24 protein-coding genes, 1 tRNA gene and 1 pseudogene are annotated in these 26,570 nt (G+C 71.3%); 12 read left to right on the top strand and 14 right to left on the bottom strand.

Annotated elements, in window-relative coordinates:
* Positions 1 to 86: 86 nt before the first annotated feature.
* Both AB0C02_RS10440 and AB0C02_RS10435 read left to right on the top strand, forming a co-directional pair.
* On the top strand, positions 87 to 1,073 hold the full coding sequence (locus tag AB0C02_RS10440) for an ABC transporter ATP-binding protein (protein WP_357543294.1): 987 nt from the start codon (positions 87 to 89) through the stop codon (positions 1,071 to 1,073).
* A complete protein-coding gene (locus AB0C02_RS10435) occupies positions 1,070 to 2,167 on the top strand; it encodes an ABC transporter ATP-binding protein (protein ID WP_357543292.1) in 1,098 nt (365 codons plus the stop codon). The genes AB0C02_RS10440 and AB0C02_RS10435 overlap by 4 nt, the downstream gene beginning before the upstream one ends.
* 51 nt (positions 2,168 to 2,218) lie before the next feature.
* Here the strand turns inward: AB0C02_RS10435 and AB0C02_RS10430 are convergent, their stop codons facing one another.
* Entirely contained in the window at positions 2,219 to 2,602 is a 384-nt protein-coding gene (locus AB0C02_RS10430) for a hypothetical protein (RefSeq protein WP_357543290.1), read from the bottom strand.
* Positions 2,599 to 3,258 carry an HNH endonuclease family protein gene (locus AB0C02_RS10425; RefSeq protein ID WP_357543288.1) on the bottom strand — a complete coding sequence of 220 codons (660 nt, stop codon included), beginning with the start codon at positions 3,256 to 3,258 and terminating at the stop codon, positions 2,599 to 2,601. The genes AB0C02_RS10430 and AB0C02_RS10425 overlap by 4 nt, the downstream gene beginning before the upstream one ends.
* 107 nt (positions 3,259 to 3,365) lie before the next feature.
* Here AB0C02_RS10425 and AB0C02_RS10420 point away from each other — a divergent pair, with 107 nt between their 5' ends.
* Positions 3,366 to 4,799 carry an MFS transporter gene (locus tag AB0C02_RS10420; RefSeq protein WP_357543286.1) on the top strand — a complete coding sequence of 478 codons (1,434 nt, stop codon included), beginning with the start codon at positions 3,366 to 3,368 and terminating at the stop codon, positions 4,797 to 4,799.
* A 27-nt stretch (positions 4,800 to 4,826) separates the two neighbouring features.
* Here the strand turns inward: AB0C02_RS10420 and leuA are convergent, their stop codons facing one another.
* Entirely contained in the window at positions 4,827 to 6,578 is a 1,752-nt protein-coding gene (leuA, locus tag AB0C02_RS10415) for a 2-isopropylmalate synthase (protein WP_357543284.1), read from the bottom strand.
* Between the two features lie 281 nt (positions 6,579 to 6,859).
* Complete coding sequence (locus AB0C02_RS10410) at positions 6,860 to 7,636, bottom strand: hypothetical protein (protein WP_357543282.1); 777 nt, start codon at positions 7,634 to 7,636, stop codon at positions 6,860 to 6,862.
* A 250-nt stretch (positions 7,637 to 7,886) separates the two neighbouring features.
* Between AB0C02_RS10410 and AB0C02_RS10405 the strand changes: the two genes are divergently transcribed.
* The gene (locus tag AB0C02_RS10405) at positions 7,887 to 9,152 is read left to right on the top strand and encodes an aspartate kinase (protein ID WP_357543280.1); all 1,266 of its coding nucleotides are present in this window, start codon (positions 7,887 to 7,889) and stop codon (positions 9,150 to 9,152) included.
* Between the two features lie 6 nt (positions 9,153 to 9,158).
* Positions 9,159 to 10,220, top strand: coding sequence for an aspartate-semialdehyde dehydrogenase (locus tag AB0C02_RS10400; protein ID WP_357543278.1), 1,062 nt, complete (start codon positions 9,159 to 9,161; stop codon positions 10,218 to 10,220).
* A 4-nt stretch (positions 10,221 to 10,224) separates the two neighbouring features.
* On the opposite strand, the gene AB0C02_RS10395 is transcribed toward AB0C02_RS10400, so the two are convergent.
* The gene (locus AB0C02_RS10395) at positions 10,225 to 11,757 is read right to left on the bottom strand and encodes a diguanylate cyclase (RefSeq protein ID WP_357543276.1); all 1,533 of its coding nucleotides are present in this window, start codon (positions 11,755 to 11,757) and stop codon (positions 10,225 to 10,227) included.
* 184 nt (positions 11,758 to 11,941) lie between these two features.
* On the opposite strand from AB0C02_RS10395, the gene AB0C02_RS10390 reads away from it, so the two are divergent.
* On the top strand, positions 11,942 to 12,721 hold the full coding sequence (locus AB0C02_RS10390; protein ID WP_357543274.1) for a phosphodiesterase: 780 nt from the start codon (positions 11,942 to 11,944) through the stop codon (positions 12,719 to 12,721).
* 7 nt (positions 12,722 to 12,728) lie between these two features.
* Here AB0C02_RS10390 and AB0C02_RS10385 read toward each other — a convergent pair whose 3' ends face one another.
* The 3 genes from AB0C02_RS10385 to AB0C02_RS10375 form a co-directional block, all read right to left on the bottom strand.
* Positions 12,729 to 14,012, bottom strand: coding sequence for an MFS transporter (locus AB0C02_RS10385; RefSeq protein WP_357543272.1), 1,284 nt, complete (start codon positions 14,010 to 14,012; stop codon positions 12,729 to 12,731).
* A gap of 144 nt (positions 14,013 to 14,156) precedes the next feature.
* Complete coding sequence (locus AB0C02_RS10380; protein WP_357543270.1) at positions 14,157 to 15,269, bottom strand: ionic transporter y4hA; 1,113 nt, start codon at positions 15,267 to 15,269, stop codon at positions 14,157 to 14,159.
* Between the two features lie 907 nt (positions 15,270 to 16,176).
* Entirely contained in the window at positions 16,177 to 16,635 is a 459-nt protein-coding gene (locus tag AB0C02_RS10375; RefSeq protein WP_357543268.1) for a hypothetical protein, read from the bottom strand.
* Between the two features lie 246 nt (positions 16,636 to 16,881).
* Between AB0C02_RS10375 and AB0C02_RS10370 the strand changes: the two are divergent.
* Positions 16,882 to 17,157: pseudogene (locus AB0C02_RS10370) on the top strand (LacI family transcriptional regulator); the annotation flags it as partial.
* A 118-nt stretch (positions 17,158 to 17,275) separates the two neighbouring features.
* Here AB0C02_RS10370 and AB0C02_RS10365 read toward each other — a convergent pair.
* Both AB0C02_RS10365 and AB0C02_RS10360 read right to left on the bottom strand, forming a co-directional pair.
* Positions 17,276 to 17,352, bottom strand: a tRNA-Pro gene (locus tag AB0C02_RS10365).
* 156 nt (positions 17,353 to 17,508) lie between these two features.
* Positions 17,509 to 18,402, bottom strand: coding sequence for a metallophosphoesterase (locus AB0C02_RS10360; protein ID WP_357543266.1), 894 nt, complete (start codon positions 18,400 to 18,402; stop codon positions 17,509 to 17,511).
* Between the two features lie 25 nt (positions 18,403 to 18,427).
* Here AB0C02_RS10360 and AB0C02_RS10355 point away from each other — a divergent pair, with 25 nt between their 5' ends.
* The gene (locus AB0C02_RS10355; protein WP_357543264.1) at positions 18,428 to 18,883 is read left to right on the top strand and encodes a GatB/YqeY domain-containing protein; all 456 of its coding nucleotides are present in this window, start codon (positions 18,428 to 18,430) and stop codon (positions 18,881 to 18,883) included.
* Between the two features lie 63 nt (positions 18,884 to 18,946).
* Here AB0C02_RS10355 and AB0C02_RS10350 read toward each other — a convergent pair whose 3' ends face one another.
* A complete protein-coding gene (locus AB0C02_RS10350; RefSeq protein ID WP_357543362.1) occupies positions 18,947 to 21,397 on the bottom strand; it encodes a penicillin-binding protein in 2,451 nt (816 codons plus the stop codon).
* A 402-nt stretch (positions 21,398 to 21,799) separates the two neighbouring features.
* Between AB0C02_RS10350 and AB0C02_RS10345 the strand changes: the two genes are divergently transcribed.
* The gene (locus AB0C02_RS10345; protein WP_357543262.1) at positions 21,800 to 22,120 is read left to right on the top strand and encodes a WhiB family transcriptional regulator; all 321 of its coding nucleotides are present in this window, start codon (positions 21,800 to 21,802) and stop codon (positions 22,118 to 22,120) included.
* A gap of 25 nt (positions 22,121 to 22,145) precedes the next feature.
* On the opposite strand, the gene AB0C02_RS10340 is transcribed toward AB0C02_RS10345, so the two are convergent.
* The 3 genes from AB0C02_RS10340 to AB0C02_RS10330 are packed head-to-tail and all read right to left on the bottom strand — an operon-like array spanning position 22,146 to position 25,083.
* Positions 22,146 to 23,297, bottom strand: coding sequence for an ArsA-related P-loop ATPase (locus AB0C02_RS10340; RefSeq protein ID WP_357543259.1), 1,152 nt, complete (start codon positions 23,295 to 23,297; stop codon positions 22,146 to 22,148).
* Between the two features lie 53 nt (positions 23,298 to 23,350).
* Positions 23,351 to 24,328, bottom strand: a complete 978-nt coding sequence (locus AB0C02_RS10335) for an ArsA-related P-loop ATPase (RefSeq protein WP_357543257.1) — start codon at positions 24,326 to 24,328, stop codon at positions 23,351 to 23,353.
* Positions 24,329 to 24,354: 26 nt separating this feature from the next.
* Positions 24,355 to 25,083 carry a hypothetical protein gene (locus tag AB0C02_RS10330; protein WP_357543255.1) on the bottom strand — a complete coding sequence of 243 codons (729 nt, stop codon included), beginning with the start codon at positions 25,081 to 25,083 and terminating at the stop codon, positions 24,355 to 24,357.
* 354 nt (positions 25,084 to 25,437) lie between these two features.
* On the opposite strand from AB0C02_RS10330, the gene AB0C02_RS10325 reads away from it, so the two are divergent.
* Genes AB0C02_RS10325 through AB0C02_RS10315 form a run of 3 tightly spaced genes read left to right on the top strand, consistent with a single transcriptional unit; the run spans position 25,438 to position 26,569 of the window.
* Positions 25,438 to 25,902: a hypothetical protein gene (locus AB0C02_RS10325; protein WP_357543254.1), complete on the top strand. Its 465-nt coding sequence runs from the start codon at positions 25,438 to 25,440 to the stop codon at positions 25,900 to 25,902.
* Positions 25,903 to 25,946: 44 nt separating this feature from the next.
* A complete protein-coding gene (locus AB0C02_RS10320; RefSeq protein ID WP_013736319.1) occupies positions 25,947 to 26,102 on the top strand; it encodes a DUF4177 domain-containing protein in 156 nt (51 codons plus the stop codon).
* 5 nt (positions 26,103 to 26,107) lie between these two features.
* On the top strand, positions 26,108 to 26,569 hold the full coding sequence (locus tag AB0C02_RS10315; protein ID WP_357543252.1) for a RidA family protein: 462 nt from the start codon (positions 26,108 to 26,110) through the stop codon (positions 26,567 to 26,569).
* Position 26,570 lies beyond the last annotated feature (1 nt).

Raw genomic sequence — 26,570 nt, 5'->3', positions numbered from 1 at the left:
GGCCTTGGCCGGCGGCGAGCGCCAGGAGTGAGCGTGCGAGCCCCGCATTCGCGAGCGAAATACCAGCACCGTGAGGAAGTGACCCGATGAGCCTGCTCGACGTACGCGATCTGAGCGTGGTGTTCCAGCGTCGCGGTGAGCGGTCGTTCACCGCGGTCGACAAGGTCAGCTTCAGCGTGGAGCCGGGGCAGACCGTTGGCCTGGTCGGCGAGTCCGGCTGCGGCAAGAGCGTGACCAGCCTGGCGATCATGGGCCTGCTGCCCAAGCGGGGCAACAAGGTCAGCGGCCAGGTGATGTTCGACGGCACCGACCTGCTCCAGCTCCGCTCAAGCGACATGCGGGACCGGCGCGGCCGGGACATCGGCATGATCTTCCAGGACCCGCTCTCCTCGCTGAACCCGGTCGTGCCGATCGGCGTCCAGGTGGCCGAGGTGCTGGAGCGGCACCGGGGCATGGACCGCAAGGCGGCGCTGAAGGAGGCCCGGGAGCTGCTCGACGCGGTCGGCATCCCGGACCCGACCCGGCGGCTGAAGGAGTATCCGCACCAGATCTCCGGCGGCATGCGGCAGCGCGCGCTGATCGCCATCGCGCTGGCCTGCAAGCCGCGGCTGCTGATCGCCGACGAGCCGACCACCGCGCTGGATGTGACCATCCAGGCGCAGATCCTCACCCTGCTCCGGCAGCTCGTCGAAGAGACCGGCACCGCGCTGATCATGATCACGCACGATCTCGGCGTGGTGGCCGGCCTCTGCGACACGGTCAACGTGCTCTACGGCGGCAAGGTGGTCGAGCGAGCCGCCCGGCACGAGCTGTTCGCCCGGCCGCGGCACCCGTACACCCACGGGCTGCTCAGTTCCGTGCCGCGGCTGGACGCCCCCCGGGGCGAGCGGCTGCACGCCATCCGCGGCTCGGTCGCCGACAACATCCCCTGGGTCGAGGGGTGCGCGTTCGCGCCCCGCTGCGACCGGGTGGTGGACGCCTGCCTGGAGGGGACGCCCCCGCTCGAACCCAACGCGACCGGCGGCGACCTGCGCTGCAACAACCCCGTTTCCGAGGAGGTGGCGGTGCCGTGACCGAGCGAACCGAACCACTGGTCGAACTACGCGACGTCAAGGTCCACTTCCCGATCAAGAGCGGCGTGCTCTTCGACCGTACGGTCGGTTACGTCTACGCCGTCGACGGCGTCTCGCTGTCGATCAACAAGGGTGAGACGTACGGCCTGGTGGGCGAGTCGGGGTGTGGCAAGTCCACCCTCGGCCGGGGCCTGCTGCGGCTGGTCGAGCCGACCGACGGAGAGGTCATCTTCGACGGCACCGACGTCCGCTCGCTCAAGGGCGAGACGATGCGCCGGGCCCGCCGCCGGATGCAGATGATCTTCCAGGACCCGCTGTCCAGCCTCGACCCCCGCCAGTCGGTGGAATCGCTGCTGGTCGAGGGGCTCAAGGCGCACGGGCTGGCCGATGACAAGGCGGCCACCGCGCAGCGGCTCCGGGACGCCCTGAAGGCGGTCGGGCTGCCCGCCTCGGCGCTCAGCAAGTACCCGCACGAGTTCTCCGGCGGCCAGCGGCAGCGCATCGGCATCGCCCGGGCGCTGGTGCTCGACCCGGACCTCATCGTCGCCGACGAGCCGGTGTCCGCGCTGGACGTGTCGATTCAAGCGCAGGTGCTCAACCTGCTGGAGGACCTGCAGAACGAGCGGGGCCTGACGTACCTGATCATCGCCCACGACCTGGCGGTGGTGCGGCACATCGCCGACACCGTCGGGGTGATGTACCTGGGCGGGCTGGTGGAGGAGGCGTCCAGCGACGACCTCTACCGCGAGCCGATGCACCCGTACACCAAGGCGCTGATGTCGGCGGTGCCGGTGCCGGACCCGACGGTGGAGGACCGCCGCGAGCGGATCCTGCTCGCCGGCGACCTGCCCTCGCCGAGCAACCCGCCGGCCGGGTGCCGGTTCCACACCCGCTGCCCCTGGGCCCAGCCGACCCGCTGCGCAGACGAGCGGCCGGCGCTGCGCGAGGTGCTCAGCGGGCACCGGGTGGCCTGTCACTATGCCGAGCAGATCGCCGACGGCCGGATCCGGCCGCACGAGGTGGAGCCGGAACTGGTCCGGCCGGACGAGGGCGTACCGCCGAGCGAGCCCGGTGAGCTGATCCCTACCCCGTGAGCACAGCACGAGGCCCCCTGCCCGGTCACGGGCAGGGGGCCTCGGCGCGTCTCAGCCCTCCGGACGGTCGAGCAGGGCGACCGCGATGGCGTGCACGGCGTCCAGGCTGGCCGGTTCGGCCAGCGGCACCTGCCCGCCGGTCACCACGTACCACTCGTCGGCGTCCTTGTACTGCACGTGCAGGGTGACCTGGCCGTCGGCGTACTCGGTGCACAGAGTCAGCTCGCCGGTCACCACGCCGACCTCGTCGGTCATCACCCCGCCCGGGCCGGCCGTGATGTCGCTGGTCCGCTGCTGCGAGCCCGCACCCTCCGGGGCGCCGCCGGGCGGGGCGGCGTCGGCGGACATGCCCGCCCCGGGGACGTCGGCGCGACCGGGCGGGGTGCCGTCGGCCGTCATCCCGGCCGAGGCGGAACCTGGTTGGCGCTCGCTCATGGGCAGCCCTCCAACATGTCGGCGAGGGCGGTCTTCTCGGCGCTGGTCACCGTCAGCTGCCAGTAGTGCTTGACCGCCACCCAGTCCGTAGCGTACTGGCACCAGTACGCATGGCTCGGCGGCTTCCACTGGGACGGGTCCTGGTCACCCTTTGCCCGGTTGGAGCGCGCGGAGACCGCGATGAGCTGCGGCCGGGTCAGGTCGTTGGCGAAGTCGCCGCGCTTCGCGTCGTCCCACTCGTCCGCGCCGGAGCGCCAGGCGTTGGCCAGCGGCACCACGTGGTCGATGTCCACCTTCGCCGGGTCGTCGAAGACCACGTCGTCGTACAGGCTCTTCCAGGTGCCGCCGACCACATCGCAGCCGTTGAGCTTGATGTCGTTGCCGTCCTTCTGCAGCACGCTGTCCCGCACGTCGCAGTTCTTGCCGGTCTTCCGCCAGTGCGGGAATCGGGACCGGCTGTAGCCCTTCATGGCCCCGGCGGCGGCCACCGTCAGTTCGTTGAGTTGCTTGGTGACAGCCCCGGTCCCGGTCCCGGCGCTGTTACTCGTCGACAGCTCCGGCTCGTCGTCCACCGGCACGCAGCCGGCCATGCCCAGGGCGACCGCCGCCGCGAGTGCGGCCGCCAGCCCGGCCCGGACTCCTGATCTCGTACGCACAGACGACACCTTCCAGCTTGCGTGCTCATGGCGAATCCGCACAGTACCCAAAAACGGTTTCGGTGATTCGTGGCGTCGTCAGTGGAGTGCGGGCAGAGTGGATACCCATGACCGCAGCCACTCCCGCGCTCCGGATGGGCACCGCCGCCGGGCGGGGCACGCTGCTCGCCGCGATCCTCGCCTCCGGCATGGTCTTCCTGGACAGCACGGTGGTCAACGTGGCGCTGCCCCGGCTGGGCGCGACCCTCAAGGCCAGCGTCGCGGATTTGCAGTGGACGGTGAACGGATACCTGCTGATGCTGGCCGCGTTCGTGCTGCTCGGCGGCGCGCTCGGTGACCGGTTCGGCCGCCGGCGGGTCTTCCTGATCGGCGTGGCCTGGTTCGCGGCGGCGTCCATGCTCTGCGGGCTGTCCCAGGGGACCGGCTGGCTGATCGTGGCCCGGTTCCTGCAGGGCGCCGGCGGGGCGCTGCTCACCCCCGGTTCGCTCTCCGTGCTCCAGGCCAGCTTCCATCCGGACGACCGGGGGCGGGCGATCGGCACCTGGTCCGGGCTGTCCGGAGTCTCCACCGCCCTCGGCCCACTTCTCGGCGGGTGGCTCATCGACGCGCTCTCCTGGCGGTGGATCTTCTTCATCAACCTGCCGCTCGCCGTCGCGGTGGTGCTCGCCGCGCTGCGCTGGGTGCCGGAGAGCCGCGACGTGGCCGCCTCGCGTACCGGGGCGAAACGGCGGTTCGACATCGTCGGCGCGGTGCTCGGCGCGCTGGGCCTCGGCGGCGTCACGTACGCCCTGATCGACGCGCGCGGCGGACGCATCCCGGCGGTGCTGGCGTCGGTGCTGGTCGGGGTGCTCGCCGCAGTGCTCTTCGTGCTGGTCGAGCGGCGGCGCGGGGAAGCCGCCATGCTGCCCACCAAGCTCTTCGGCAGTCGGCTCTTCTCGGTGCTGAACGTCTTCACCGTGTTGGTGTACGCGGCCCTCGGCGGGTTCACCTTCTTCCTCGCCGTCTATCTGCAGAACGGGATCGGCTGGTCCCCGTTGCGCACCGGGCTGGCCACCCTGCCGATGACCGTGCTGCTCCTGGTCGGTTCGCCCCGGGCCGGGGCGCTGTCGTCCAGGATCGGACCGCGGCTGCCGCTGACCGTCGGGCCGGTGCTCGCCGCAGCCGGTCTGCTGCTGCTGCGCCGGGTCGGGCCGGGGGCGTCGTACTGGGTGGACGTGCTGCCCGGGGTGGCCCTGTTCGGGGCGGGCCTGACCCTGGTGGTGGCGCCGCTGACCACGTCGGTGCTGGCGGCCGTGGCGGACCGGTTCGCCGGGGTGGCGAGCGGCTTCAACAACGCCGCGTCCCGGGCCGGGGGTCTGCTGGCGGTGGCCGCGTTGCCGCTGCTGGTCGGCCTCTCCGGCACCGGATACGAGCAGAAGGCGACGCTGGCCGCCGCGTTTCGTGGGGCGATGCTCTGGTGCGCCGGTCTGCTGCTGCTCGGCGCCGCGCTCGCCGCCCTACTGATCCACCGACCGAGCGGTAAGGGAGGGGCCCCTTCTTAACACCGAAGGGGCCCCGCCTTCCCAGGGTCAGGCGCGGGCGCGGTTGACGGCGCTGGTGACCGCCTTCACCGAGGCGGTCACGATGTTCGCGTCCATCCCGACGCCCCAGACCGGGTGCCCGTCCACCTCGCACTCGACGTAGGCGGCGGCCTGCGCGTCTCCACCGGAGGAGAGCGCGTGTTCGTGGTAGTCGAGCACGCGTACCGCCACGCCCAGGGCCTGCAGCGCGTTGACGTACGCGTCGATCGGGCCGTTGCCGATCGCGGCGAGCGAGCGGGCCTCGCCGCCGAAGCCGACCTGGACCTCGATCTCGACCTTGCCGTCCGCCGTGCCGATGGTGTAGTCGGCCACGGTGACCGCCGGGTCGACCTGGTGGTCGACCAGGTAGTTGCGGGCGAAGATGTCCCACATCGCGGCCGGCTCGACCTCGCCGCCGTCGTGGTCGGTGACCCGCTGGACCACGCCGGAGAACTCGATCTGGAGGCGGCGTGGCAGGTCGAGCTGGTACTCGGACTTCATGATGTACGCGACGCCGCCCTTGCCGGACTGCGAGTTGACCCGGATGACCGCCTCGTAGGTGCGGCCCAGGTCCTTCGGGTCGATCGGCAGGTACGGCACGGCCCAGGTGAACTCGTCGACCGGCACGCCGGCCGTCGCGGCATCGGCGTGCAGGGCGTCGAAGCCCTTCTTGATCGCGTCCTGGTGCGAGCCGGAGAAGGCGGTGTAGACCAGATCGCCCGCGTACGGGTGCCGCTCGTGCACCGGGAGCTGGTTGCAGTATTCGACCGCCCGCCGAACCTCGTCGATGTTCGAGAAGTCGATCATCGGGTCGATGCCCTGGGAGAAGAGGTTGAGCCCCAGGGTCACCAGGTCGACGTTGCCGGTGCGCTCGCCGTTGCCGAACAGACAGCCCTCGACCCGGTCCGCACCGGCCAGCAGGCCCAGCTCGGCGGCGGCCACGCCGGTGCCCCGGTCGTTGTGCGGGTGCAGGCTCAGCACCAGGCTGTCCCGCCGGGGCAGGTGCCGGTGCATCCACTCGATCGAGTCGGCGTACACGTTCGGCATGGCCATTTCGACGGTGGCCGGCAGGTTGACGATCAGCTTGCGGTCCGGCGTCGGGTCAACGGCGTCGATCACCGCCGCGCAGACCTCCAGCGCGTACTCCAGCTCAGTGCCGGTGTACGACTCGGGGGAGTATTCGTAGCGGATGTCGGTGTCCGGGGTGTGGATCTCCGCGTACTTCTGGCAGAACCGGGCGCCGGTGGTGGCGATGTCGGTGATGCCGTCCCGGTCCAGGCCGAAGACCACCCGCCGCTGGAGCGTGGAGGTGGAGTTGTAGAAGTGCACGATGGCCCGGCGGGCGCCGCGCAGCGACTCGAAGGTCCGGTCGATCAGATGCTCCCGGCACTGGGTGAGCACCTGGATGGTGACGTCCTCGGGGATCAGATCCTGCTCGATCAGCTGCCGGACGAAGTCGTAGTCGGTCTGGCTGGCCGAGGGGAAACCGACCTCGATCTCCTTGTAGCCCATCTGTACGAGCAACTGGAACATCCGGCGCTTGCGCTCCGGCGACATCGGGTCGATCAGGGCCTGGTTGCCGTCGCGGAGGTCCACCGCGCACCAGCGCGGCGCGGCCTCGACCCGGCGGGTGGGCCAGGTGCGGTCCGGCAGGTCGAGATGGAACTGCTGGTGGTAGGGCAGGTAACGGTGGAACGGCATCCGGCTGGGGCGCTGCCGGGCGATCGGATCGGTCTCAGCTTCAGTGGCAGGTTGAGCCATCTCGGAGAGCTCCCTGGGAACATGTGGCGTCAGCAGATCGGAAGGTGTCGGCGAGATGCGGGGCGACGTTGCCCGCGCGGTGCCGAGGAGAAGTTCGGATTGCTGGACGGCGCGGTTCAGCCCCGCGACGAGGTGCCGGCCGTCAGGCCCCGTCGCGGCAGCGAAGGAGAAGGTACGCCCGCCACATGACAGGGTGACCCTACGTGATCAGGGGGGCCGCTGGTAGCGGCGTCCGCATTTTGAGACGCGAGTCCCATGAGCGGCCGGGGCTTCGCATCGGTCTACTGCGTTGTCGGGCTCGGGTCTTCCGTGGGGGCGTGTCGGCCGACGGGTTCGGCGTCGGTGACCGGTCCGGCCAGTTGCACGGTGGCCGGCGCCGCGCCGGGCTCGCCGGCCAGCGTCAGCGTGCCGAAGGCGGCCCGGACCCCGGACGGGGTGCCGTCCGGCCGGAAGCAGTAGATGCCCACGTCCAGCGGGGCGTTCAGGGAGGCGGACGTCGAGTCCACCGAGTAGCACTGCCCGCTCATCCCGGCCGGCGGGGTGGCCGGGGAGATCGCGAGCGGGGCACGCCGGTCGGTGAGCACCTCCAGTGAGTCGGTGAACGGGTGCTGCACCCGGGGGTCCAGCTTTCCCGGTACAGCATCGTCGGGGGCGCCGAGGCGTACGCAGCTCGCCGGCTCGGGGTGACCCGCCGAGGGCAGGGCGCACTGGAACAGCCCGTCGGCGGTGGCGGCGAGCGAGACGTCGACCGTGCCGCCGCGCCCCCAACCGGGCACGTCCACCCGCCAGGAGCCGTCGTTCGCGCTGGTCACCGAGATCGTCCGGGCCGGGTCGTCTCCCGTGGTCAACGTGTACGTGGCGGTCAGGTGGCGATCCTGGGCGGCGGCCGCCAGGGCGGCCAGCTCGTCGCGGGCCGCGTCCGCCTCCGCCGGTATCGGGTCGGCGGTACTGACCAGGGCGGGCGGGGGCGGGTCGGCGGTGCAGGCGGCCAGCGGTGCCGGCAGAGCGATCGCCAGGGCGCCGGCCAGCCGCCGGGCTGCGCGGAGGTGAGCGTGCACCGGGATATTCTGCGGTGCCCGGAGGGGCCGCGGGAGCCCGCCGTACGGCTGTTGTCCCGGCGTGTCGCGCGGGCCGCGACCGACCCGGGCGGCGTTCGTGAGTCACCCCACCTCCGGCCGGATGGTGGGATCACCCGGTTCGGCGCCGCACCGGGACCGATACCCTGGGAAGGTCTGACACGCGCCGCCGGGCCGGATTCCCGGCGGCGCCGGCACGCTCAGGGTCGTCGCTGGGAGGGAGTGCACCGTCGTGGCACTCGTAGTGCAGAAGTACGGCGGGTCCTCCGTCGCCAACGCCGAGCGGATCAAGCGGGTGGCCGAGCGAATCGTGGCCGCCCGGAAGGCCGGCGACGACGTGGTCGTGGTGGTCTCCGCGATGGGCGACACCACCGACGAACTGCTCGACCTGGCCAACCAGGTCAGCCCGCTGCCGCCCGGCCGCGAGCTGGACATGCTGCTCACCGCCGGGGAGCGGATCTCCATGGCGCTGCTCGCCATGGCTATCCACAACCTGGGGTACGAGGCCCGCTCGTTCACCGGCTCGCAGGCTGGCGTGATCACCACCTCCGTGCACGGCAGGGCCCGGATCATCGACGTCACCCCGGGCCGCCTCAAGGGCGCGCTGGACGAGGGCGCGGTGGTCATCGTGGCCGGCTTCCAGGGTGTCTCGCAGGACACCAAGGACGTCACCACGCTGGGCCGGGGTGGGTCGGACACCACCGCGGTGGCGCTCGCCGCCGCGCTCGATGCGGACGTCTGCGAGATCTACACCGACGTGGACGGCATCTTCAGCGCCGACCCGCGGATCGTGCCGAACGCCCGGCACATCAAGAACATCACCTACGAGGAGATGCTGGAGCTGGCCGCCTGCGGCGCCAAGGTGCTGCACCTGCGCAGCGTCGAGTACGCCCGGCGCGCGGGGTTGCCGATCCACGTCCGTTCGTCATACTCGACCAGCACCGGCACCATGGTCACCGGATCGATGGAGGACCTTCCTGTGGAACAGGCACTGATCACCGGGGTGGCCCACGACCGCAGTGAAGCGAAGATCACCATCGTCGGGGTGCCTGACGAACCGGGCGCGGCTGCGCAGATCTTCAACACCGTGGCCGGGGCCGAGATCAACATCGACATGATCGTGCAGAACGTGTCCACCGAGGGCACCGGCCGCACGGACATCTCGTTCACCCTGCCCAAGGCCGACGGCCCGACGGCGATGGCCGCCCTCAACAAGATCCAGGACGTGGTCAAGTTCAAGGGCCTGCTCTATGACGACCACGTCGGCAAGGTCTCGCTGATCGGCGCCGGCATGCGCTCGCACCCGGGCGTCGCCGCCGGCTTCTTCGCCGCCCTCGGCGCGGCCGGGGTGAACATCGAGATGATCTCCACCTCGGAGATCCGGGTCTCCGTGGTCTGCCGGGACACCGACCTCGACAAGGCCGTCCGGGCCATCCACGACGCCTTCGACCTGGGCGGCGAGTCTGAGGCCGTGGTCTACGCCGGCACCGGGCGGTAGCGCGCGATGTCGTCGCTGCCCACCCTCGCCGTGGTCGGGGCGACCGGTGCCGTCGGCACGGTGATGTGCCAGATCCTCTCCTCCCGGCGCAACGTCTGGGGGGAGATCCGGCTGCTCGCCTCCGAGCGCTCCGTCGGGCGGCAGGTGCAGTGTCGAGGCGAACTGCTCACCGTGCGGGCGCTCACCCCAAAGGCGTTCGACGGGGTGGACGTGGCGATGTTCGACGTCCCCGACGAGGTCTCCGCGGAGTGGGCGCCGATCGCGGTCGGCCGGGGCGCGATCGCGGTGGACAACTCCGGTGCGTTCCGCATGGACCGGGACGTCCCGCTGGTGGTCCCCGAGATCAACCCGGAGCAGGTGCGCAACCGGCCCAAGGGGATCATCGCCAACGCCAACTGCACCACCCTGGCGATGATCGTGGCGGTCGCCCCGCTGCACCGCGAGTACGGCCTGCGTGAGCTGGTGCTCGCGTCGTACCAGGCGGTGTCCGGGGCGGGCCAGGCCGGCGTGGACGTGTTGCACGCCCAGCTCGGCAAGATCGCCGGGGATCGGGTGCTCGGTTCCCGCGCCGGAGACGTGCGGCAGGCGGTCGGCGACGAGCTGGGCCCGTTCCCGGCGCCGCTGGCGCTCAACGTGGTGCCCTGGGCGGGCTCGCTGGCCGACGGGGGCTGGTCGTCCGAGGAGATGAAGATGCGCAACGAGTCGCGCAAGATCCTCGGGCTGCCCGATCTGAAGGTCTCCGCGACCTGCGTACGGGTGCCGGTGGTGACCGGCCACTCGGTCGCGGTGCACGCGGTCTTCGCCACCGAGGTGGACGCCGAGGTCGCCCGGGAGGTGCTGCGCAACGCCCCCGGCGTGATCCTGGTCGACGACCCGGCCGCCGGCGAGTTCCCGATGCCGATCGACGCCGTCGGCACCGACCCGTCCTGGGTCGGCCGGATCCGTCGCGCCGTCGACGACCCCCGCGCCCTCAACCTGTTCGTGACGGGCGACAACCTCCGCAAGGGCGCCGCCCTCAACACCGCCCAGATCGCCGAACTCCTCGCCGCCGAACTCGCCCGCTCCTGACGGTTTAGGCGGCGGAGAGGCGGACGCCGTCGCGGCCCTGGCGCTTCACGGTGTAGAGGGCCTGGTCGGCGCGGTGCAGGGTGCGTTCGGGGGACTCGCCGGGGTGCGGCAGGGCGACGCCGACGCTGATGGTGCGGCCGGTGCGCCGGGCCGCCTCGGTGAGGCGCTCGGCGATGCGGACCGCCTCCTCCGGGCGGCTGACCTCGATCACCGCGACGAACTCGTCGCCGCCGGTCCGGTACAGCTCGTCGCCCTGCCGCAGCGCCCCCTCCAGCGCCCGGGCCAGCCCGACCAGCAGCCGGTCCCCGGCCTGGTGGCCGTACGTGTCATTGACGTCCTTGAAGCCGTCCACGTCGATGGCCAGCAGGGCCGTACGCCCCGGCGTGGCGCTCGCGATCCGTTGCTCGAACGGCCCGGCGTGCCGTAGGCCGGTGAGCGGGTCCGAGCTGGCCTCCTCGCGCAGCCGGGCGAGCGTACGCAGCCGGTCCAGGCAGGCCCACGCCTGCCCGGCCAGCAGCTCCAGCAGGTTGACCGTGGTCGGGTCGGGGCGCAGCAGCCGATCGTCGGCGACCAGCAGCACCCCGCCGGCGTCCGGCGGCCCGACCGGCACCGCCACCAGGGTGCGGGCCCCGGCCCGGGCCAGCGGCAGATGGTCCTCGGTCGGGGGGTGCCCGGCCTCGCCGAGGGTGTACGCCGAGCCGTGCCGGTGCGCCCGGGCGATCAGTCGACCGAGCGCGTCCGGCCCGGCCTCGGCCAGTTCGGCCCGGATCCGGGACTCCAGCTCGCCGGGTACGCCGGTCTGCGCGCCCAGCCGTGGCTCTGGCGGGCCGGCGAGGAGCAGCACGGCGGCGGCGAGGGCCGATACGTCGCGGGCCGCGGTGAGCGTGGCGGCCAGCAGGTCCCATTCGGTGGCGGCGGCGGTCATCGCGGCGGCGTGCCGGAGCAGCTTCTCGCTGCGGCTCTCCGCCGGTGGCCCGCCGAGCGCCACGATCCGGGCACCCAGCCGGTGGGCGAGTCGCTCGGCGGTCTCCCGCCACCGCGCCAGCTCGACCGGGCCGCTCCACTGCAGGTCGAGCACGCCGATCGGGCGGCCGGCCGGATCCAGCACCGGTACGCAGAGTTCGGTGGTGATGTCGGGGCGTACCGGAAGGTGGTCGGGGAGGGCGGTGACGTTGGTGACGGCGGCGGACTTACCGGAGGCGTACACCCGGCCGACAATCGACCGCTCCAGGTCGCCGTGGGGCGCCGCGCCGGCCTTCATTCGGTCCGGAGTGCCGCCGAGCGGCGTGGAGGCCGAATTGTGGCCGCCAGCCGAGCGGGAGCTGTCGCTCCCGGCCGGTGGCGGCACGGTGGAGAAGACCTGCCAGGCGCCGGTGGCCGCGACGCAGCGGAGCCGGTCGTGCACCCGGAGCAGGATCGAGATCGCCGCAGGGGTGTACCGGGCGAGCGCGGCGACGCTCCACTCGCACGCCTCGACAACGGTCGACGCCATCGGGAGGCGGACCGTGACGTCTCGGATGACTCGCTCGTGCTCCACGTCGTTCCTGGTCAGGGGTCGGGGTGCGATCAAGGGTACTCAGCGTGCAGCCCGACGACTCTCGTACACATGTGCTATCCACAGGGTGTGGACACAGCCTGTGGGCACGGCCGACCCAGACGGCGGGGCCGCGCGGCGGGGCTGGCGGCGATAGCGTGAGGATCCCGGTCCCGAGGAGGCGTCGATGCTCATCGCCCAGCTCAGCGACCCGCACGTGACCACCGGCCCGCTCGCCGCCGAGCCGGCCTCCGGGCTGCACCGCGCCCTCGGCCGGGTGCTGGCGCTGCGACCCCGGCCCGACTGCGTCGTCATCACCGGCGATCTCGTCGGCAACGGCCGCCCCGACGAGTACGTCGCGCTGCGCGAGATCATCGGGCGGTTCCCGCTGCCGGTGCATCTCGCCGCCGGCAACCACGACGACCGGGAGTCGCTGCTCGACACCTTCGGCGGCACCCCCTACCTCGGGGGCGGCTTCTCGGCTCACTACCACGTCGACCACCCGGACGGCACGCTCGTGGTGCTGGACTCGCTCGCCCCCGGAAGCAGCGGCGGCCGGCTCGGTGACGAGCAGCTCGGCTGGCTCGACGGGGTGCTCGCCGGCCGCCCGGAGCAGCCCGCCGTGGTGTGCCTGCACCATCCGCCGGTCGCGGTCGGGATGCCGGCGATGGACGCCATCCGGCTCGCCGACGCCGACGCGTTCGCCGCGGTGGTCGCCCGCCACCCCCATGTCGTACGCGTCGCCGCCGGGCACCTGCACCGCCCGGTGACCAGCGCGTTCGCCGGCACGGTGCTGACCACCGCGCCGAGCACCTGGGTGCAGCTGAGCCTGACCACGACCGACGAGCCGGAGGTCGGGCTGGTCGCCGAACCGACCGCCTTCCTGCTGCACCGGGTGGCCGACGGCGGCTGCGTCACGCACACCGTCCAGGTGAGTCACGCCGCCGGGCGTACCTCCTGGTTCTGATCGTCGCTCAGGCGGCGGCGGGCTCCGGGTCGCGGGCCGGGGTGGCTGTGGCGCGGCCGTCCTGGGCGGGGGTGAGCAGCCGGCGCAGCGACAGGGCCAGCGCCGACGCGACCAGGCAGCCGCCCACCACGACCGCCACCCAGAGCCGCCCGTGCGCCGCACCGATCAGTGGGCCGGCGGTGACCGGGCCGATGATCCCGCTGATCCCGAAGATCATGGAGGTCATCGCGTTGTAACGCCCGCGCAGCTCGTCGGTGGCGAGCGCGTTGGTCAACGCCGGCATCACCGGTGAGAGCATCGTCTCGCCGAACCCGAAGATCGCCGAGCAGGCCACCACGCAGAACGCCGCGACCAACGCGTTGCCCGTACCGACCAGGCCGGCCATGCCGAGCACCAGCCAGGCGGTCGCGAAGACCGCGCCCACCACCGCGAGGCCCCGGGTCCGGCTGCGCCCCTCCATCCGGCGGATCACCAGCAGTTGGGAGAGCACGATCATCACGGTGTTGGCGGCGAGCGCCCAGGCCACCACCCGCGGCGTCACCTCCACCACCCGGATCGAGTACGCGGCGAAACCGACCTCGACCTGCGCGTACCCGCAGGTGGTGAGCACCAGGCCGAAGACGACCAGCCGTCGGAACGGCCGATCCCGCAGCACGGTGAGGTAGCCGCCCGCCGACCGCCCGGTGCCCGCCGCCGAACTCTGCACCAGCCGGTGCCCGACATGCGGCAGGGTCAGCAGGATCAGGCCCGGCGTCAGGTAGCTCAGTGCGTCGAGCAGGTAGATCGCCTGGAAGGTCACCGGGCGGGCGATGTCGACCACCGCGCCGGAGATCAGGCCACCCACCCCGATGCCGAGGTTGAGCAGGGCGAACTGGAGACCGAAGACCCGCTGCCGCTCGCCGTCGTCGGTGAGCGAGGCGAGGATGGTGGTCTGCCCGGACCAGAGCGCCGAACCGCCCACCGCGATCAGCGTGCTGACCGCGAACGCCGTCCCGAGCGAGTCGACCAGCGTGAGCGAGCCGGTGCCCAGCGCCTCGATCACCAGGCAGGGCAGCACCACCCGGCGGGCGCCGAACCGGTCGATCAGCGCCCCGCCCAGCGGGGACAGGGCGAGGGTCACCGCACCGAACCACCCGATCACCAGGCCGGCCTGGTTGTCGGTCAGGCCGCGCACGTCGGTGAGATAGATGAAGAGGAACGGCAGGGTCAGCCCGCGCCCGATGGCCGACAGCAGCGTGCCGAGCAGGATCCGGCGGGCTTCCGGACGGGCGGGCAGGGCGCGGCGCAGCATGGCTGGAATTCTGTGTGGTGGGTACGACGGCCCGCGACCCGATTACCGCCGGTCACGCGCTCGGCAGAGCCGGCGGGTGAGTAAAAACACGTCGCTTGCCACGGCTGGTCCGGTGACCACGACCCGTCAGGGGATCGCGACCCGTCAGGGGATCGCAGCGAGGAAGACGAAGGCGGCGAGCAGCACCAGGTGGACCCCGCCCTGGAGCACGGTCGCCCGCCCGGGCACCACGGTGAGCACCCCGGTCACCGCGGTGAGCGCGAGCAGGGTCAGCTGCGTGCCGCCGAGGCCGAGGACCAGCGGACCCTCCAGCCAGATCGAGGCGAGCGCGATGGCCGGAATGGTCAGCCCGATGCTGGCCATCGCCGAGCCGAGCGCCAGGTTGAGGCTGATCTGCACCCGGTCCCGCCGAGCGGCCCGGGACGCGGCGAGGGTCTCCGGCAGCAGCACCAGCAGGGCGATGACCACCCCGACGAACGCGGGCGGCAGGTTCGCCGCCGAGACGCCGGCCTCGATCGCCGGAGAGATGAGCTTGGCGTTGCCGACCACCGCGACCAGGGCCACGATCAGCAGCGCCAGGCTGGCCCACGCGGTACGCGTCGACGGCGGGTCGGCGTGCCCGTCACCGTCGGCGTCGACGGCCAGCACGCTGCCCTCCTGAGTGACCGGGAGGAAGTAGTCGCGGTGCCGGCCGGTCTGCACCATCACGAAGAGCCCGTAGAGGGCGAGCGACGCGACCGCCGCGAAGGTGAGCTGCGCAGGAGAGAACTGCGGGCCCGGCCGGCCGATGGTGAAGCTCGGCACCACCAGGCTGAGGGTGGCGAGCGTGGCCACGGTGGCCAGGGCTCCGCCGGTGCCCTCCGGATTGAAGACCGCCACCCGTCGCCGTAGCGCGCCGATCAGCAGGGACAGCCCGAGTATCCCGTTGCAGGTGATCATCACGGCGGCGAAGACGGTGTCCCGGGCCAGCGACTCGGTCTTGGCCCCGCCGCTGATCATGAGGGTGACGATCAGCGCGACCTCGATCACGGTTACCGCCACCGCCAGGACCAGCGAGCCGAGCGGCTCACCCACCTTGTGCGCCACCACCTCGGCGTGGTGCACGGCGGCCAGCACCGCGCCGGCCAGCAGCGCGGCCACCACCACGACCACCACTGCGGGCAGTTGGCGTCCCCAGCACGCCGCGAGTATCAAGATCGCGATCAGGGGTACGAGGGTGGTCCAGTCGGTCAGGCGGGATCGGATGAGCGCAAACACCCGTCAACGATGCCAGGAGATTTGATCTACCGGCCCTGTTCAGGTGCTTCCGCTCGCTCTGGAGTGGTGGAACCCCATCTTCCATAGCGTCGGCGGTACCCGATGATCTCTGCATGACGGTCTTCGCCTGCGTCCGCTGCAGAACCTCCGTTACCAACGACCTCGACGAGGTGCAGTTCGAGGAGTTGCCGGAGCCGGTCGCGCCGTCTGACCTACGACCTGGCGAGCCCTGTCCTGCATGGGTGCCAAGCGGGAAGTTCGCGGTCGACGTCGACCCGTTCGGGCCGCCCTACGTAGCCGACGGCATGATGGCCACCATCGCGCACACCGTGTGGTCCCCACCTGGTCCCCCGGCGCAGACACGCCTGGCGACCGCAGCCCGTGGTCCAGGAAGTGTGGACACAGCCGGAAGTCACACGGCGGCAACCTGGCTTGACCTGCCTCGCCACGCTGGCCCTTGCCCTGCAAGGATCAGGGCTGCTGCCGGCCGGCCTCGGCCAAAGCAGTTGACCTGCCCGCGCTGTCGCTAGCAGTCCGTCCGGAACCGGTGGTGTGGAGCGAGGATGAGGGATTTCTGGTCCCTGCAGGCCCACGAAACACTGTCCTGATCAGCCCAGACGACCTGCTCGTACGCTGCCTACACCCCGACGACAAGCGTCGTAGCGGTTGCTGCGGTCCCGCCGGTCAAGACGGCCCCAACTTGGTGTGCAACTGTGGGGCAGAACTCGCGACCGAATCGTCCGACTGCTGGACGGCCCAGGTCGTGCGGTTGCAGCCGCTCGCCGTGGTTCGCTGCCTCAGGAGGAGCGGTGATCCCTGGAAGAGCTGACGCGTGCGGGCGGACGTCCCGTGGGTCGTCCGCCGGCACCGGCGCGCGGTGTCCGCCCTTCGCGGTCACTGCGGCCGCTCAGCAGCCCTGGGTGCCGCTGGTGATGTTGTACGTGATGTCGCCCCATTGCAACATGCCGGCCGCCGCCACGCAGTTGTTGGCGGTGCCGGTGACGCCGCGCGGGCCGGCATAGTACGAGTAGATGTCGTCGTCAATAGTGGACGCCGCGGTGACCGTGCAGGCGTTGCCCTTACCCGAGGTCTGGGCGCACCGGGCTATCTGCACCGTGGTGCGGGCGGGCTTCCCGTACGTCGCGCCGAGGTGGTTGGTGCAGGCGCTGTTGGTGCCGCCGTTCGTGCTGTTGTAATAGATGACCAACTCCATCACCGGGTTGCTCGCCGGGTACGCCTGGCGGAACGTGATCGTCCCCGAACACGAAACGGCGGCCTGCGACGGCGCCTCGGTGATCACCTGCACCGTGGCGAACGACACGGCCAGCGCGGCGACCGACGCCAGCACCTTACGGGTGAGATTCATGCTCTCCTGCTCCCTCCCGGACGGCCGCGTGGTGAACGCCCCGGAACTTCCTCGTACGGCAGCCGCCGTTTGAGATCTTGCTGCCGAACCCCGGGTGGACGCGAGACGGCCACCACATGATCGTCCGTACGATGTGGACACTACCCGCATATCGATCTTTCGGTGGCCCTGTGCCACACGCGTAGCCGTTCCCGGCGGGAGGCTGCACTCGGCGGAGAGGCTTTACGGAGCGCCACGCCCAAGCCTCTGCCTGTCGCGCCCCGACTGACGCCACACGGCCTCAGACGCACCCACAAGACCGTCATGGTCGAGCTGGGCACCCTTCCGAAGCTCATGGACGAGCGGATGGGGCATGAGGATCGGTCGGTGCAGGCTTGCTACTCGCACGTGACGCCAGAGATGCGGCGGCGGCTCGTTACGGTTCTCACCGACCGGTGGGAAGCAGCGCTCGCGGCCCGCCGGGAGATGGCGCCCGGCTCGCCCGTGGCAGCGCTTAACCGGCTATTGAAGCCGCGAGGGTAGGGCTGGCCGGGAGACGTTCCGTCAAGATCTTCTCCCAGATTTCTTCCACGGGTACCCCTGGGGAACGACTCAGGGCCGGTCTCCCGTGAAGGAGACCGGCCCTGAGCTGCACCTACTCTGGTCGGGGTGGCCGGATTCGAACCGACGACCTCTTCGTCCCGAACGAAGCGCGCTACCAAGCTGCGCCACACCCCGAGGCGTGCCGACAAATAGTAGCCCACCCGCTCCGATGGTCAAACTCGGTACCCCCCTCCCGCCGCGTCGCCAGGACCAGCGGGAGATCTTGGAGGAGGGTGGCCCCTCCAGGGGCCGTTTCCCTCCAAGATCCGATCGTCCGGGCCAACCTACGGATCAGCGGGGGATCAGCGTGAGCACGCTCGCCTCCGGTGGGCAGGCGAAACGCACGGGCGCGGTGGGGTGCGTACCGAGGCCGGCGGAGACGTGCAGCCAGGCGTCCGAGCCGGGCCAGCGGTGCAGCCCCCGGGCCATCGAGCGGGGCAGGCCGCAGTTCGTCACCAGCGCGCCGTAGCCGGGTACGCAGACCTGGCCGCCGTGGGTGTGCCCGGCGAGCAGCAGCCCGAAGCCGTCGGCGGCCATCCGGTCCAGCACGACCGGTTCCGGGGAGTGGCTGACGGCGATGGTGAGCGCCGCCCCGGAGCCGACCGGGCCGGCCACCGCGTCGTAGTCGTCGCGCTCGATGTGCGGGTCGTCGACGCCGACCAGCTCGATCTCCCGGCCCCCCGCCTTCAGGGTGGTCCGCGCGTTGTTGAGGTCCGCCCAGCCGGCGCCGGTGAAGACGTCGCGCAGTTCCTCGTACGGCAGCGGCAGGCCCTCGGCGTACTCCCGGTCCGGCAGGAAGTAGGTGAACGGGTTCTTCCACACCGGCCCGGTGTAGTCGTTGGAGCCGAAGACGAAGGCACCCGGCAGGTCGAGCAGCGGTTGCAGGGCACGCAGCACGCCGGGGAGCGCGTCGGGGTCGGCCATGTTGTCCCCGGTGACCACCACCAGGTCCGGGTCGAGGGCGGCCAGCGAGGCGACCCAGTCCTGCTTGCGCCGTTGGCCGGGCATCATGTGCAGGTCCGACAGGTGCAGCACGCGCAGCGGCTCGGCGTCGGTCGGCAGCACCGGCACGTCGTACCGGCGCAGGGTGAACATGTTTCGCTCGACGAGCGACGCGTACGCCAAGGTGGCCGCGCCGGCGACGGCGGTCCCGGCGGCGAGTCGGAATAGTGTGCGCTTTCGCATGACGTTCAGGGTAGTTTCACCACCCATGAGCACGCTGAAGGATCGTCTCACCGCCGACATGCGCGCCGCTCTGAAGGCGCGCGACGAGCTGACCACCTCCACGCTGCGGATGGCCCTCGCGGCCGTCGGCAACGCCGAGGTCGCCGGCAAGGCCAAGCGCGAGCTCACCGACGACGAGGTGCTCGCGGTGCTGACCAGGGAGGCGAAGAAGCGGCGCGAGGCCGCCACCGCCTTCGCCGACGCCGGTCGCACTGAGCAGGCAGGCAAGGAGACCGCCGAGGGGGAGGTGCTGGAGCATTACCTGCCGAAGCAGCTCTCCGACGCCGAGCTGACCGAGCTGGTCGGGGGCGCGCTCGCCGCGGGCGGCCTCACCGGGAAGGCGCAGATGGGCCCGGCGATGAAGGCGGCCCAGGCCGCGGTGGCCGGCCGAGCCGAGGGGGGCCGGGTCGCCGCCGAGGTACGTCGGCAGCTCGGCCTCTGAGACGGGCCGAAGAAGCAGCGGGCGGGCACCCGAGGGGTGCCCGCCCGCTGTTGTTTCTCCAGGTCAGCCGCGTGGTCGTCGCCCGTTGCCGGGCGTCGGCGTGGTGCCGTTACCGGGGCCGTTGCCGGGCCCGGTGCTGGTGTCGGGATTCGGCGTGCTGCCCTGGCCGGAGCTGACCATGATGGTCACCACGCCACCCTTGATGGTCTTCCCGTCCGGGCTGGTGCCGGCGGCCATACCCGCCGCGCACTCCGACGCCACCTTGGTGCTGGACACCACCGGCTCGAAACCGGCACCGCGCAGCCGTGACTTGGCGGTCTCGATCGACTCGCACTTGACGCCCGGGATGGAGCGCTGGTCGCCGTAGACGATCTTTCCGGTCGGCGGAGTGAAGTCGATCCGCTCCTTGCCCTTCATGGCGGCGCGCAGCGTCTCCATGACGGCCGGATTGATACCGTCCGACTCGCTGTGCCCCATCTGCTGGGTGGTCTGCGGCCAGTCCGGGTCGGCCATGATGCCCGCGACCGCGTACTGCTTCGTCATCGAGACCAGGGCGGAGGTCTTGTTCCCGTCCGTGGTGCCGGACTTGCCGGCCACCGGGGCGTCGACGAACCCCTGGACCCCGCCAGCGGTGGGGGTCTGGCAGCGTGAGGTGGAGGAGCGGTCGCCCACCGGGCAACGGGCGGCGTCCACCGCGGCCCGGGCCACCTGCGTGCTGATCCGCTGCTCACAGTGCGGGTTGGCGATGTCGAGCTTCTCGCCGTCCGGGCCGCGGATCTCCTGGACCGGGATCGGCTCGCAGTATTTGCCGTCCGCCGCCAGGGTGGCGTACGCGTTGGCCAACTCCAGCGGCGTGGTCTGCGCGACGCCCAGGGTGAACGCGCCCCACTGGTGCGCGGCGCTCTTGTCGGCGGCGAACTTGGCGTCGTTCGAGGCGCGGAAGGTGATACCGAGCTTCTGCGCCGTCTTCACCACGTTCTCCGCGCCGACCTGCTGCTGCAGCGCCACGAAGTAGGTGTTGACCGAGAAGCCGAACGCGCTCCACATGGTGTGCGGCCCGGCCATGGCCGGGTTGGCGTTCTTCGGGCAGTAGAAGTGCGTGCCCGAGCAGGCGGCCGAGTTGCCCGAGTCGATGATGTATTCGGACTTGAACTGGTCCGGCGCGTTCATTGTGTAGGCGAGCGGGTAGCCCTTCTCCAGCGCGGCCACCACCGTGAAGATCTTGAAGGTCGAGCCGGCCTGGTAGCCGGTGATGCCGCCGCCGCCGCTGATCAGCGGGTTCACCGTGTTCGGGTAGCTGCCCCGGATCTTCTTCGCGGCCTTCGCCGGATTGCTCGAGAGCTTGTTCTGCGGGTGGCTCGGGTCGTCGAGCTTGTAGTTCCGGTTGGTCGCGAGGGCGCGGACCCGGCCGGTGCCCGGCTCGACCACCGCGACCATGCGGGCGGCCTTGCTGTTCACGCTCAGGTTGTGGCGCACCGCCGTGTCGGCGCCCTTCTGGGCCTTCACGTCGAGGCTGGTGGTGATGGTGTAGCCACCGCTCTTCAGCTGGCGCTCGCGGTCGTAGGTGGTGGAGCCGAACGTCTCCTGCTGCATCCACCAGCGGTAGAAGTAGTCGCAGAAGAAGCCCCAACTCTGCACGTTGGCGGCGACGCAGCCGTTCGGGGTGCGCTTGTGGTTGACCTCCAACGTGATCTTCTTGGCCTGGTCGGCCTCTTCCTGGGTGATGGCGCCGATCAGCACCATGTTCTCGATGACGTAGTCCCGCCGCTCCACCGCCGCCTGGTAGCCGGACGTGGTGGTGGGGTCGTACATGGTCGGCCCCTTCACCAGCCCGGCCAGCAGCGCCGACTCCTGGATGTCCAGCTTGCTCGGCGGCTTGCGGAAGTAGACCTGGCTGGCGGCGTAGACGCCGTACGCGCCGTTGCCGAAGGGGGCGAGGTTCAGGTAGCGCTCCAGGATCTCGTCCTTGGAGAGATCCTTGTCCACCTGGAGGGCCAGCGACATCTCGCGCAGCTTGCGTGCGCTGGTGTCCTCGGTCGCGGCCACCACGTCAGCCGGGTGGGTCGCCGAGTACGAGATGGTCAGCCGGACGTACTGCATCGTCAGCGTCGACGCGCCCTGCTTGGAGCCGCCGCCTCTGTTGTTGACGAAGGCCCGGGCCACGCCGTTGAAGTCGACGCCGTTGTGCTTGTAGAAGTTGTGGTCCTCGGCCGCGATGATCGCCTTCTGCATGTACGGCGAGATGTCCTTGAGTTTGACGTTGCGGCGGTTCTCGTCGTACATGGTGGCGAGCGGCGTCTTGCCGTCGGCGGCGAGCAGATAGGTGATCTGCGGGGAGCGGGGTTCGCTCAGTGTCTTCGGCAGCGCGCCGTAGGTTTCCGCGCCCGCCTTGGCGGCCAGCCCGGACATCGCCACGGCGGGGAAGGCCGCCGCCGCGACCACCACGCCGGCCAACAGGCCACAGACGAGCAGCGATGCGGCATTGGTCAGCAGATTGTGGTCACGTTTCCGCATCCAGGTCACCTCGACAGGGTACGCGAGTAGGAATCGAGGGGCGCTGGGGCGTCTTTTCCCCATTTCCTGCGCGCGCCGGCCTCGTTGTGCTAAACGCACGAACCCTGGTCTGCGGTTGCGTGAAACCTGGCGGGAAGTCTCCCCCGAACGGGGGAGCCGCGCAGGGTTTTCACGTACCTCGACCGGGTAGACGGCGGACGTAGGCCCGGGAAGCCGGGAGTGTCCGGAATGATGGATTTCGCCGACAACGTTGCGTAATCGGGTGACTACCCAGCATGATGATGGCGGCGACAGAGCCACATGTCGTCCGCGCCGCCCTGGGGGAGGCCGGCCGGACGACCGGGGGGAATTCGACGGCTGGTCGCGCGAAGTCGTGGTTGATGCAAGGGGGGACGTGTACAGATGGGCATGATCGCTGACTGGCCGTCACTGGCGGCGTGTCAGAACGGGGACCCGGACGCGTTGTTCGTACAGGGCGCCGAACAGAACGTGGCGAAGCGGATCTGCCGGAGCTGCCCAGTTCGGTACGAGTGCCTGGCCGACGCGCTCGACAATCGGATCGAGTTCGGCGTGTGGGGTGGCATGACCGAACGCGAACGCCGGGCGTTGCTGCGCCGTCACCCCCAGGTGACCAGCTGGCGCAAGATGTTCGAGGCGGCCATGAAGAAGAACGCCAAGGATAAGGCCGGCAAGGACAAGATTCTGGTGACCTCGGCCAACTGACCATTGTGCTGGGCGGCCCGGCGGCTCACCGCCGGCTGATCGCCTCGCCGATCGTCCGCAGCCCGTCGACGTCGTGCACGTCGGCGGGCTGCGCCGTCACCGACACCGTCGGCACCCCGGGAAACGCCTCGGTGAACCGGGCCGCCACCCGCTGCTCGCGTACGGCCTGCTGGGCCAGCGCGGCGTGGGCCCGCAGCACCTCGACGGTGCGCGCGTGCCCGCCCTCCCGGGCCAGCCGTTCCGCTGCGGCCACGCTGTCGGTCGCGCTCAGCTCCGGCACCGCAGGCCGGTGCACCCGGTTGAGCACCAGGCCGGCCAACGGCATCCGATCCTCGCGGAGCCGGCCCGCGAAGTAGGCCGCCTCCCGGACCGCGTCCGGCTCCGGAGCCGCGACCAGCAGGAACGCCGTCTCCCGGGCCTGAAGGATCCGGTACGTCTGCTCGGCCCGCTGCCGGAAACCGCCGAACATCGAGTCCAGGGCGGCGACGAAGCCGGAAAGGTCGGTCAGCAGCTGTGCCCCGATCACCTTCTGCACCGCCTTCGAGAACAACCCGAAGCCGGCGGTGACGAAGCTGAACATGCTCCGCCCTCCGCTGCGCGCGGGGGCGAGCAGCAGCCGCAGCATCCGGCCGTCGAGGAAGCGGGAGAGCCGGGCCGGCGCGTCCAGGAAGTCCAGCGCCGAGCGGGACGGCGGGGTGTCCACCACGATCAGGTCCCACTCGCCCCGAGCGTGCAGCTGGCCCAGCTTCTCCATCGCCATGTATTCCTGAGTGCCGGCGAAGGTGGAGCTCATGGCCTGGTAGAAGGGGTTGGCGAAGATCTCCGCCGCCTTCGCCGGATCGGTGTGCGCCAGCACCACGTCGTCGAAGGTCCGCTTCATGTCGAGCATCATGGCGTGCAGCTCGCCGCCGCTGTCCTCGACGTCGATCCCCTTGACCTGGCGGGGCTTGTTGTCCAGCTCGGTCAGGCCCAGCGACTGGGCCAGCCGGCGGGCCGGGTCGATGGTGAGCACCACCGTCCGCCGGCCGTGCCGCTCGGCCGCCCGCAGCGCCAGCGCGGCCGCGGTGGTCGTCTTGCCCACCCCGCCCGCCCCGCAGCAGACCACGATCCGCACGCCGGGATCGGCGATGATCTGGTCGACGTCCAGTGGCGGCGCCGCGGCTTCGGAAGGCACCAATCGAGCGTATCGGTCGGCAGGGTGTGTCTGCCCGGGCTGCCCGCAGGTGTGAGTCAATCCGCCCGGACGAGCGCCCGGGCCAGCGTCTCCAGCCCCGCCCGGTCGACCCCCTCGGGGAGCAGCGGCAGCTCGGTCAGGGGCAGGCCCAGCTCCACCAGGTCGGCCCGGAGGGAGTCCTCCAGCTCCCGGCGTACCCGCTGATCCCGGGCCTCCTCGGCCAGGCCGGCCACGGTCTGCGCGTCGGTCGGCAGGCCGGCGGCGGCCAGCCCCCGCTTCAGCTCGGCCGCGGTCACCTCGCGCCCGGCCAGCACCGGCGGTCGGGCGCCGTTCACGATCACCCGGCCGATCGGGAAGCCGAGCTGGGTCAGCTCGGCGATCGCGTCGACCGTCTCCTGGACCGGCATCTCCTCCAGCAGGGTCACCACGTGCACGGCGGTCATCGGCGAGCGGAGCAGCGCGGAGACTCCCTCACTCTGGGTCTTGATCGGGCCGACCTTGGCCAGCCGGGCGGTCTCCGCGGTGACGTTGAGGAAACGGCCGATCCGCCCGGTCGGCGGGGCGTCCAGCACCACCGCGTCGTACGTCCGGCGCTGCCCGTTGGTCCGGGTGGTCGCCTCCTTGACCTTGCCGGTGAGCAGCACGTCCCGCAGGCCCGGGGCGATGGTGGTGGCGAAGTCGATGGCACCCAGCTTGCGCAGCGCCCGGCCGGCCGCGCCGAGCTTGTAGAACATGTCCAGGTATTCCAGGAGCGCCTCCTCGGCGTCCACGGCCAGGGCCCGCACCTCGCCGCCGCGCGGGGCGTCGGTCAGGTGCCGTTCCTCGTACGGCAGCGGATCGGTGCCGAAAAGCTGGGCGATGCCCTGCCGCCCCTCCACCTCGATCAGCAGGGTCCGCCGGCCACCACCGGCCAGCCCGAGAGCCAGCGCGGCGGCGACGCTGGTCTTGCCCGTGCCGCCCTTGCCGGTCACCACGTGGAGGCGGGCCGGCCACCCGGTGCCGGTGGGCTCGGCCGGCTGCTCAGCTGCTGCCACCGGTCGAGCCTACCCAGGCGCCGGGCTCACGAGACGTCGCAGACCCACCAACCCGTCTTGTGCACCACGGTGAAGCGCAGCTCCTGGTTGGCCACCCGCTCGTCGGAGGTGGTCATGGTGACCTGGGTGGTGACGGTCGCCCGGTCATCGGTCTGGTTGTCCACCTTCGGGGTGCTCCAGCGGAACCGTGGATTCCGGTACTGCTCCGCGTACTGCTGCACCTCGGCGACCTTGGCGGCGATCTTCTTGTCGTCCCGGGCGGCCGAGCAGACGAGAGCGGTCGCCTTCCTCGCGTCCTGGTCGCGGTAGACCGCGCTGAGGAAGCCCTCCACGGCCACCGCCGGCTCCTTCGCGCCCTCGCCGTCCTCGACGTTCCGAAGGGCGAAAAACGCGGCCGTGCCGCCACCGCCGCAGAGCAGGATCGCCGCGGCCAGCACGATCAAGGTGATCAGCAGCCCGCGCCGCTGCTTCGGCGCCGCCGGGTCCTGGGGTGGCCCGGAGGGGGTCAGGTAGGGCGGCGGGTCCTGGTACGGCCCGGCCGGGGCCTGGTACGGCGGCGGGTCCTGGTACGGCCCGGCCGGGGCCTGGTACGGCGGCGGGTCCTGGTACGGCCCGGCGGGGGCCTGGTACGGCGGGTGGCCGGACGTCGGCGGCGGAGGAGCGGCGCCAGCGGGTGGCGTGGCGCCAGCGGGCTGTTCCGGGTGCGGCGGGCCGCCGGGCGAGCTGGCGGCGCCACCGATGGGCGGTTGGGTCATGTCTTCCCCCCGGGGTGCGATGCCGTCGCCGCCCGATGGCGACCTACGTGATCGGGCGTGCGGGCGAGCGCGGGATGGCCCGTCCAGACCCGAAGGGTAACGGTCCGCGGGGCATTGGTCGGCCCCACGTGGGTGATCGGGCGCGTAGCCCGCGCGCCGAGGGCGACGTGAGGATGCCGTCACCTCGCCGACCGGCCGTCTGTCGCATATGTGACTGGACGTGATCGAGTCTGCGCGTCCCGTTGCTGGGGCTGTCGCCAGGTCCTAGTTTCGTCGCACGCGGGGCCGGACCGCCGGTTAGTCCGAGCCGGACGATGGTGACTTTGAGCAGGTACGAGGCCCGGAGGCAAGGGTATGCGCGACGCGGAGAACGTCCCGCGAGGCCAGTTCCGTCCCGGTGAGCGGGCGGGGCGGCCCAGCGAGGCCGAGGGGGCCGGTAGGGGGTTGCCGCTCAACGAGCGGTCGTACCGGCTGCCGTTCGAGGGGATCCGCACGCTGATCGGGCCCGGTGAGCGGAGCCGCAACGAGGAGGAGCCCGGCTACGTCATCCACCTGCCGGTCCGGGTCGGCGATCTGGCGGCGGCGACCGCGCTGGCCGGCACCGTGGCCACCTCGCTCGGCTTCCTCGGCGAGCTGGATGCCGGCGAGACGACCGTCTCCACCGCCGACGACCAGAACAACCGGCACCGGGTCTTCTGCGACCTGCTGCTGCCCGACCGCACCCGGTGCCCGCAGCGCTACGACCACGAGGGCCCCTGCGGCGAGCCGCCCCCGGCGCCCGAGCAGCGTCCCACGCCCGGCAGCGCCGGCGAACCGTAGGCTGTGCCTGAAAGAAGTCCATCAGGCAAGGGAGCTTCTACCCGATGCAAAAGTGGGAATACGCCACGGTCCCGCTGCTGGTCCACGCGACCAAGCAGATCCTCGACAACTGGGGCGAGGACGGCTGGGAGCTGGTCTCCGTGGTTCCCGGCCCGAACCCGGAGCAGCTCGTCGCCTACCTCAAGCGTCCGAAGGCGTGAGCGCCATGGCGAACGGACCGCACGCGAAGCTCGCCGAGCTGGGCCTGACCCTGCCCGAGGTGGTGCCGCCGGTGGCCAGCTACGTGCCGGCCGTCCAGTCGGGGCAGCACGTCTACGTCTCCGGTCAGTTGCCGATGGCAGAGGGCAAGCTGCTCGCCACCGGCAAGGTCGGTGCCGGCGTCTCCGCCGAGCAGGCGAAGGATCTGGCGCAGCGGTGCGCGTTGAACGCCATCGCCGCGATCGATTCGCTGGTCGGCCTGGAGAACGTCGTCAAGATCGTGAAGCTGACCGGGTTCGTGGCCAGCGCGCCGGGCTTCACCGGCCAGCCGGGCGTGATGAACGGTGCCTCCGACCTGTTCCTCGCGGTCTTCGGTGAGGCCGGCCGGCACGCCCGCAGCGCCGTGGGCGTCGCCGAGCTGCCCCTGGACGCCCCCGTCGAGGTCGAGGCCATCGTCGAGGTCGCCTGAC

The sequence above is a fragment of the Micromonospora sp. NPDC048999 genome, assembly GCF_040649295.1.
Lineage (GTDB): Bacteria > Actinomycetota > Actinomycetes > Mycobacteriales > Micromonosporaceae > Micromonospora.
Note: the sequence above shows the minus strand (reverse complement) of the source record. Positions and strands in the feature narration are given on the sequence as shown.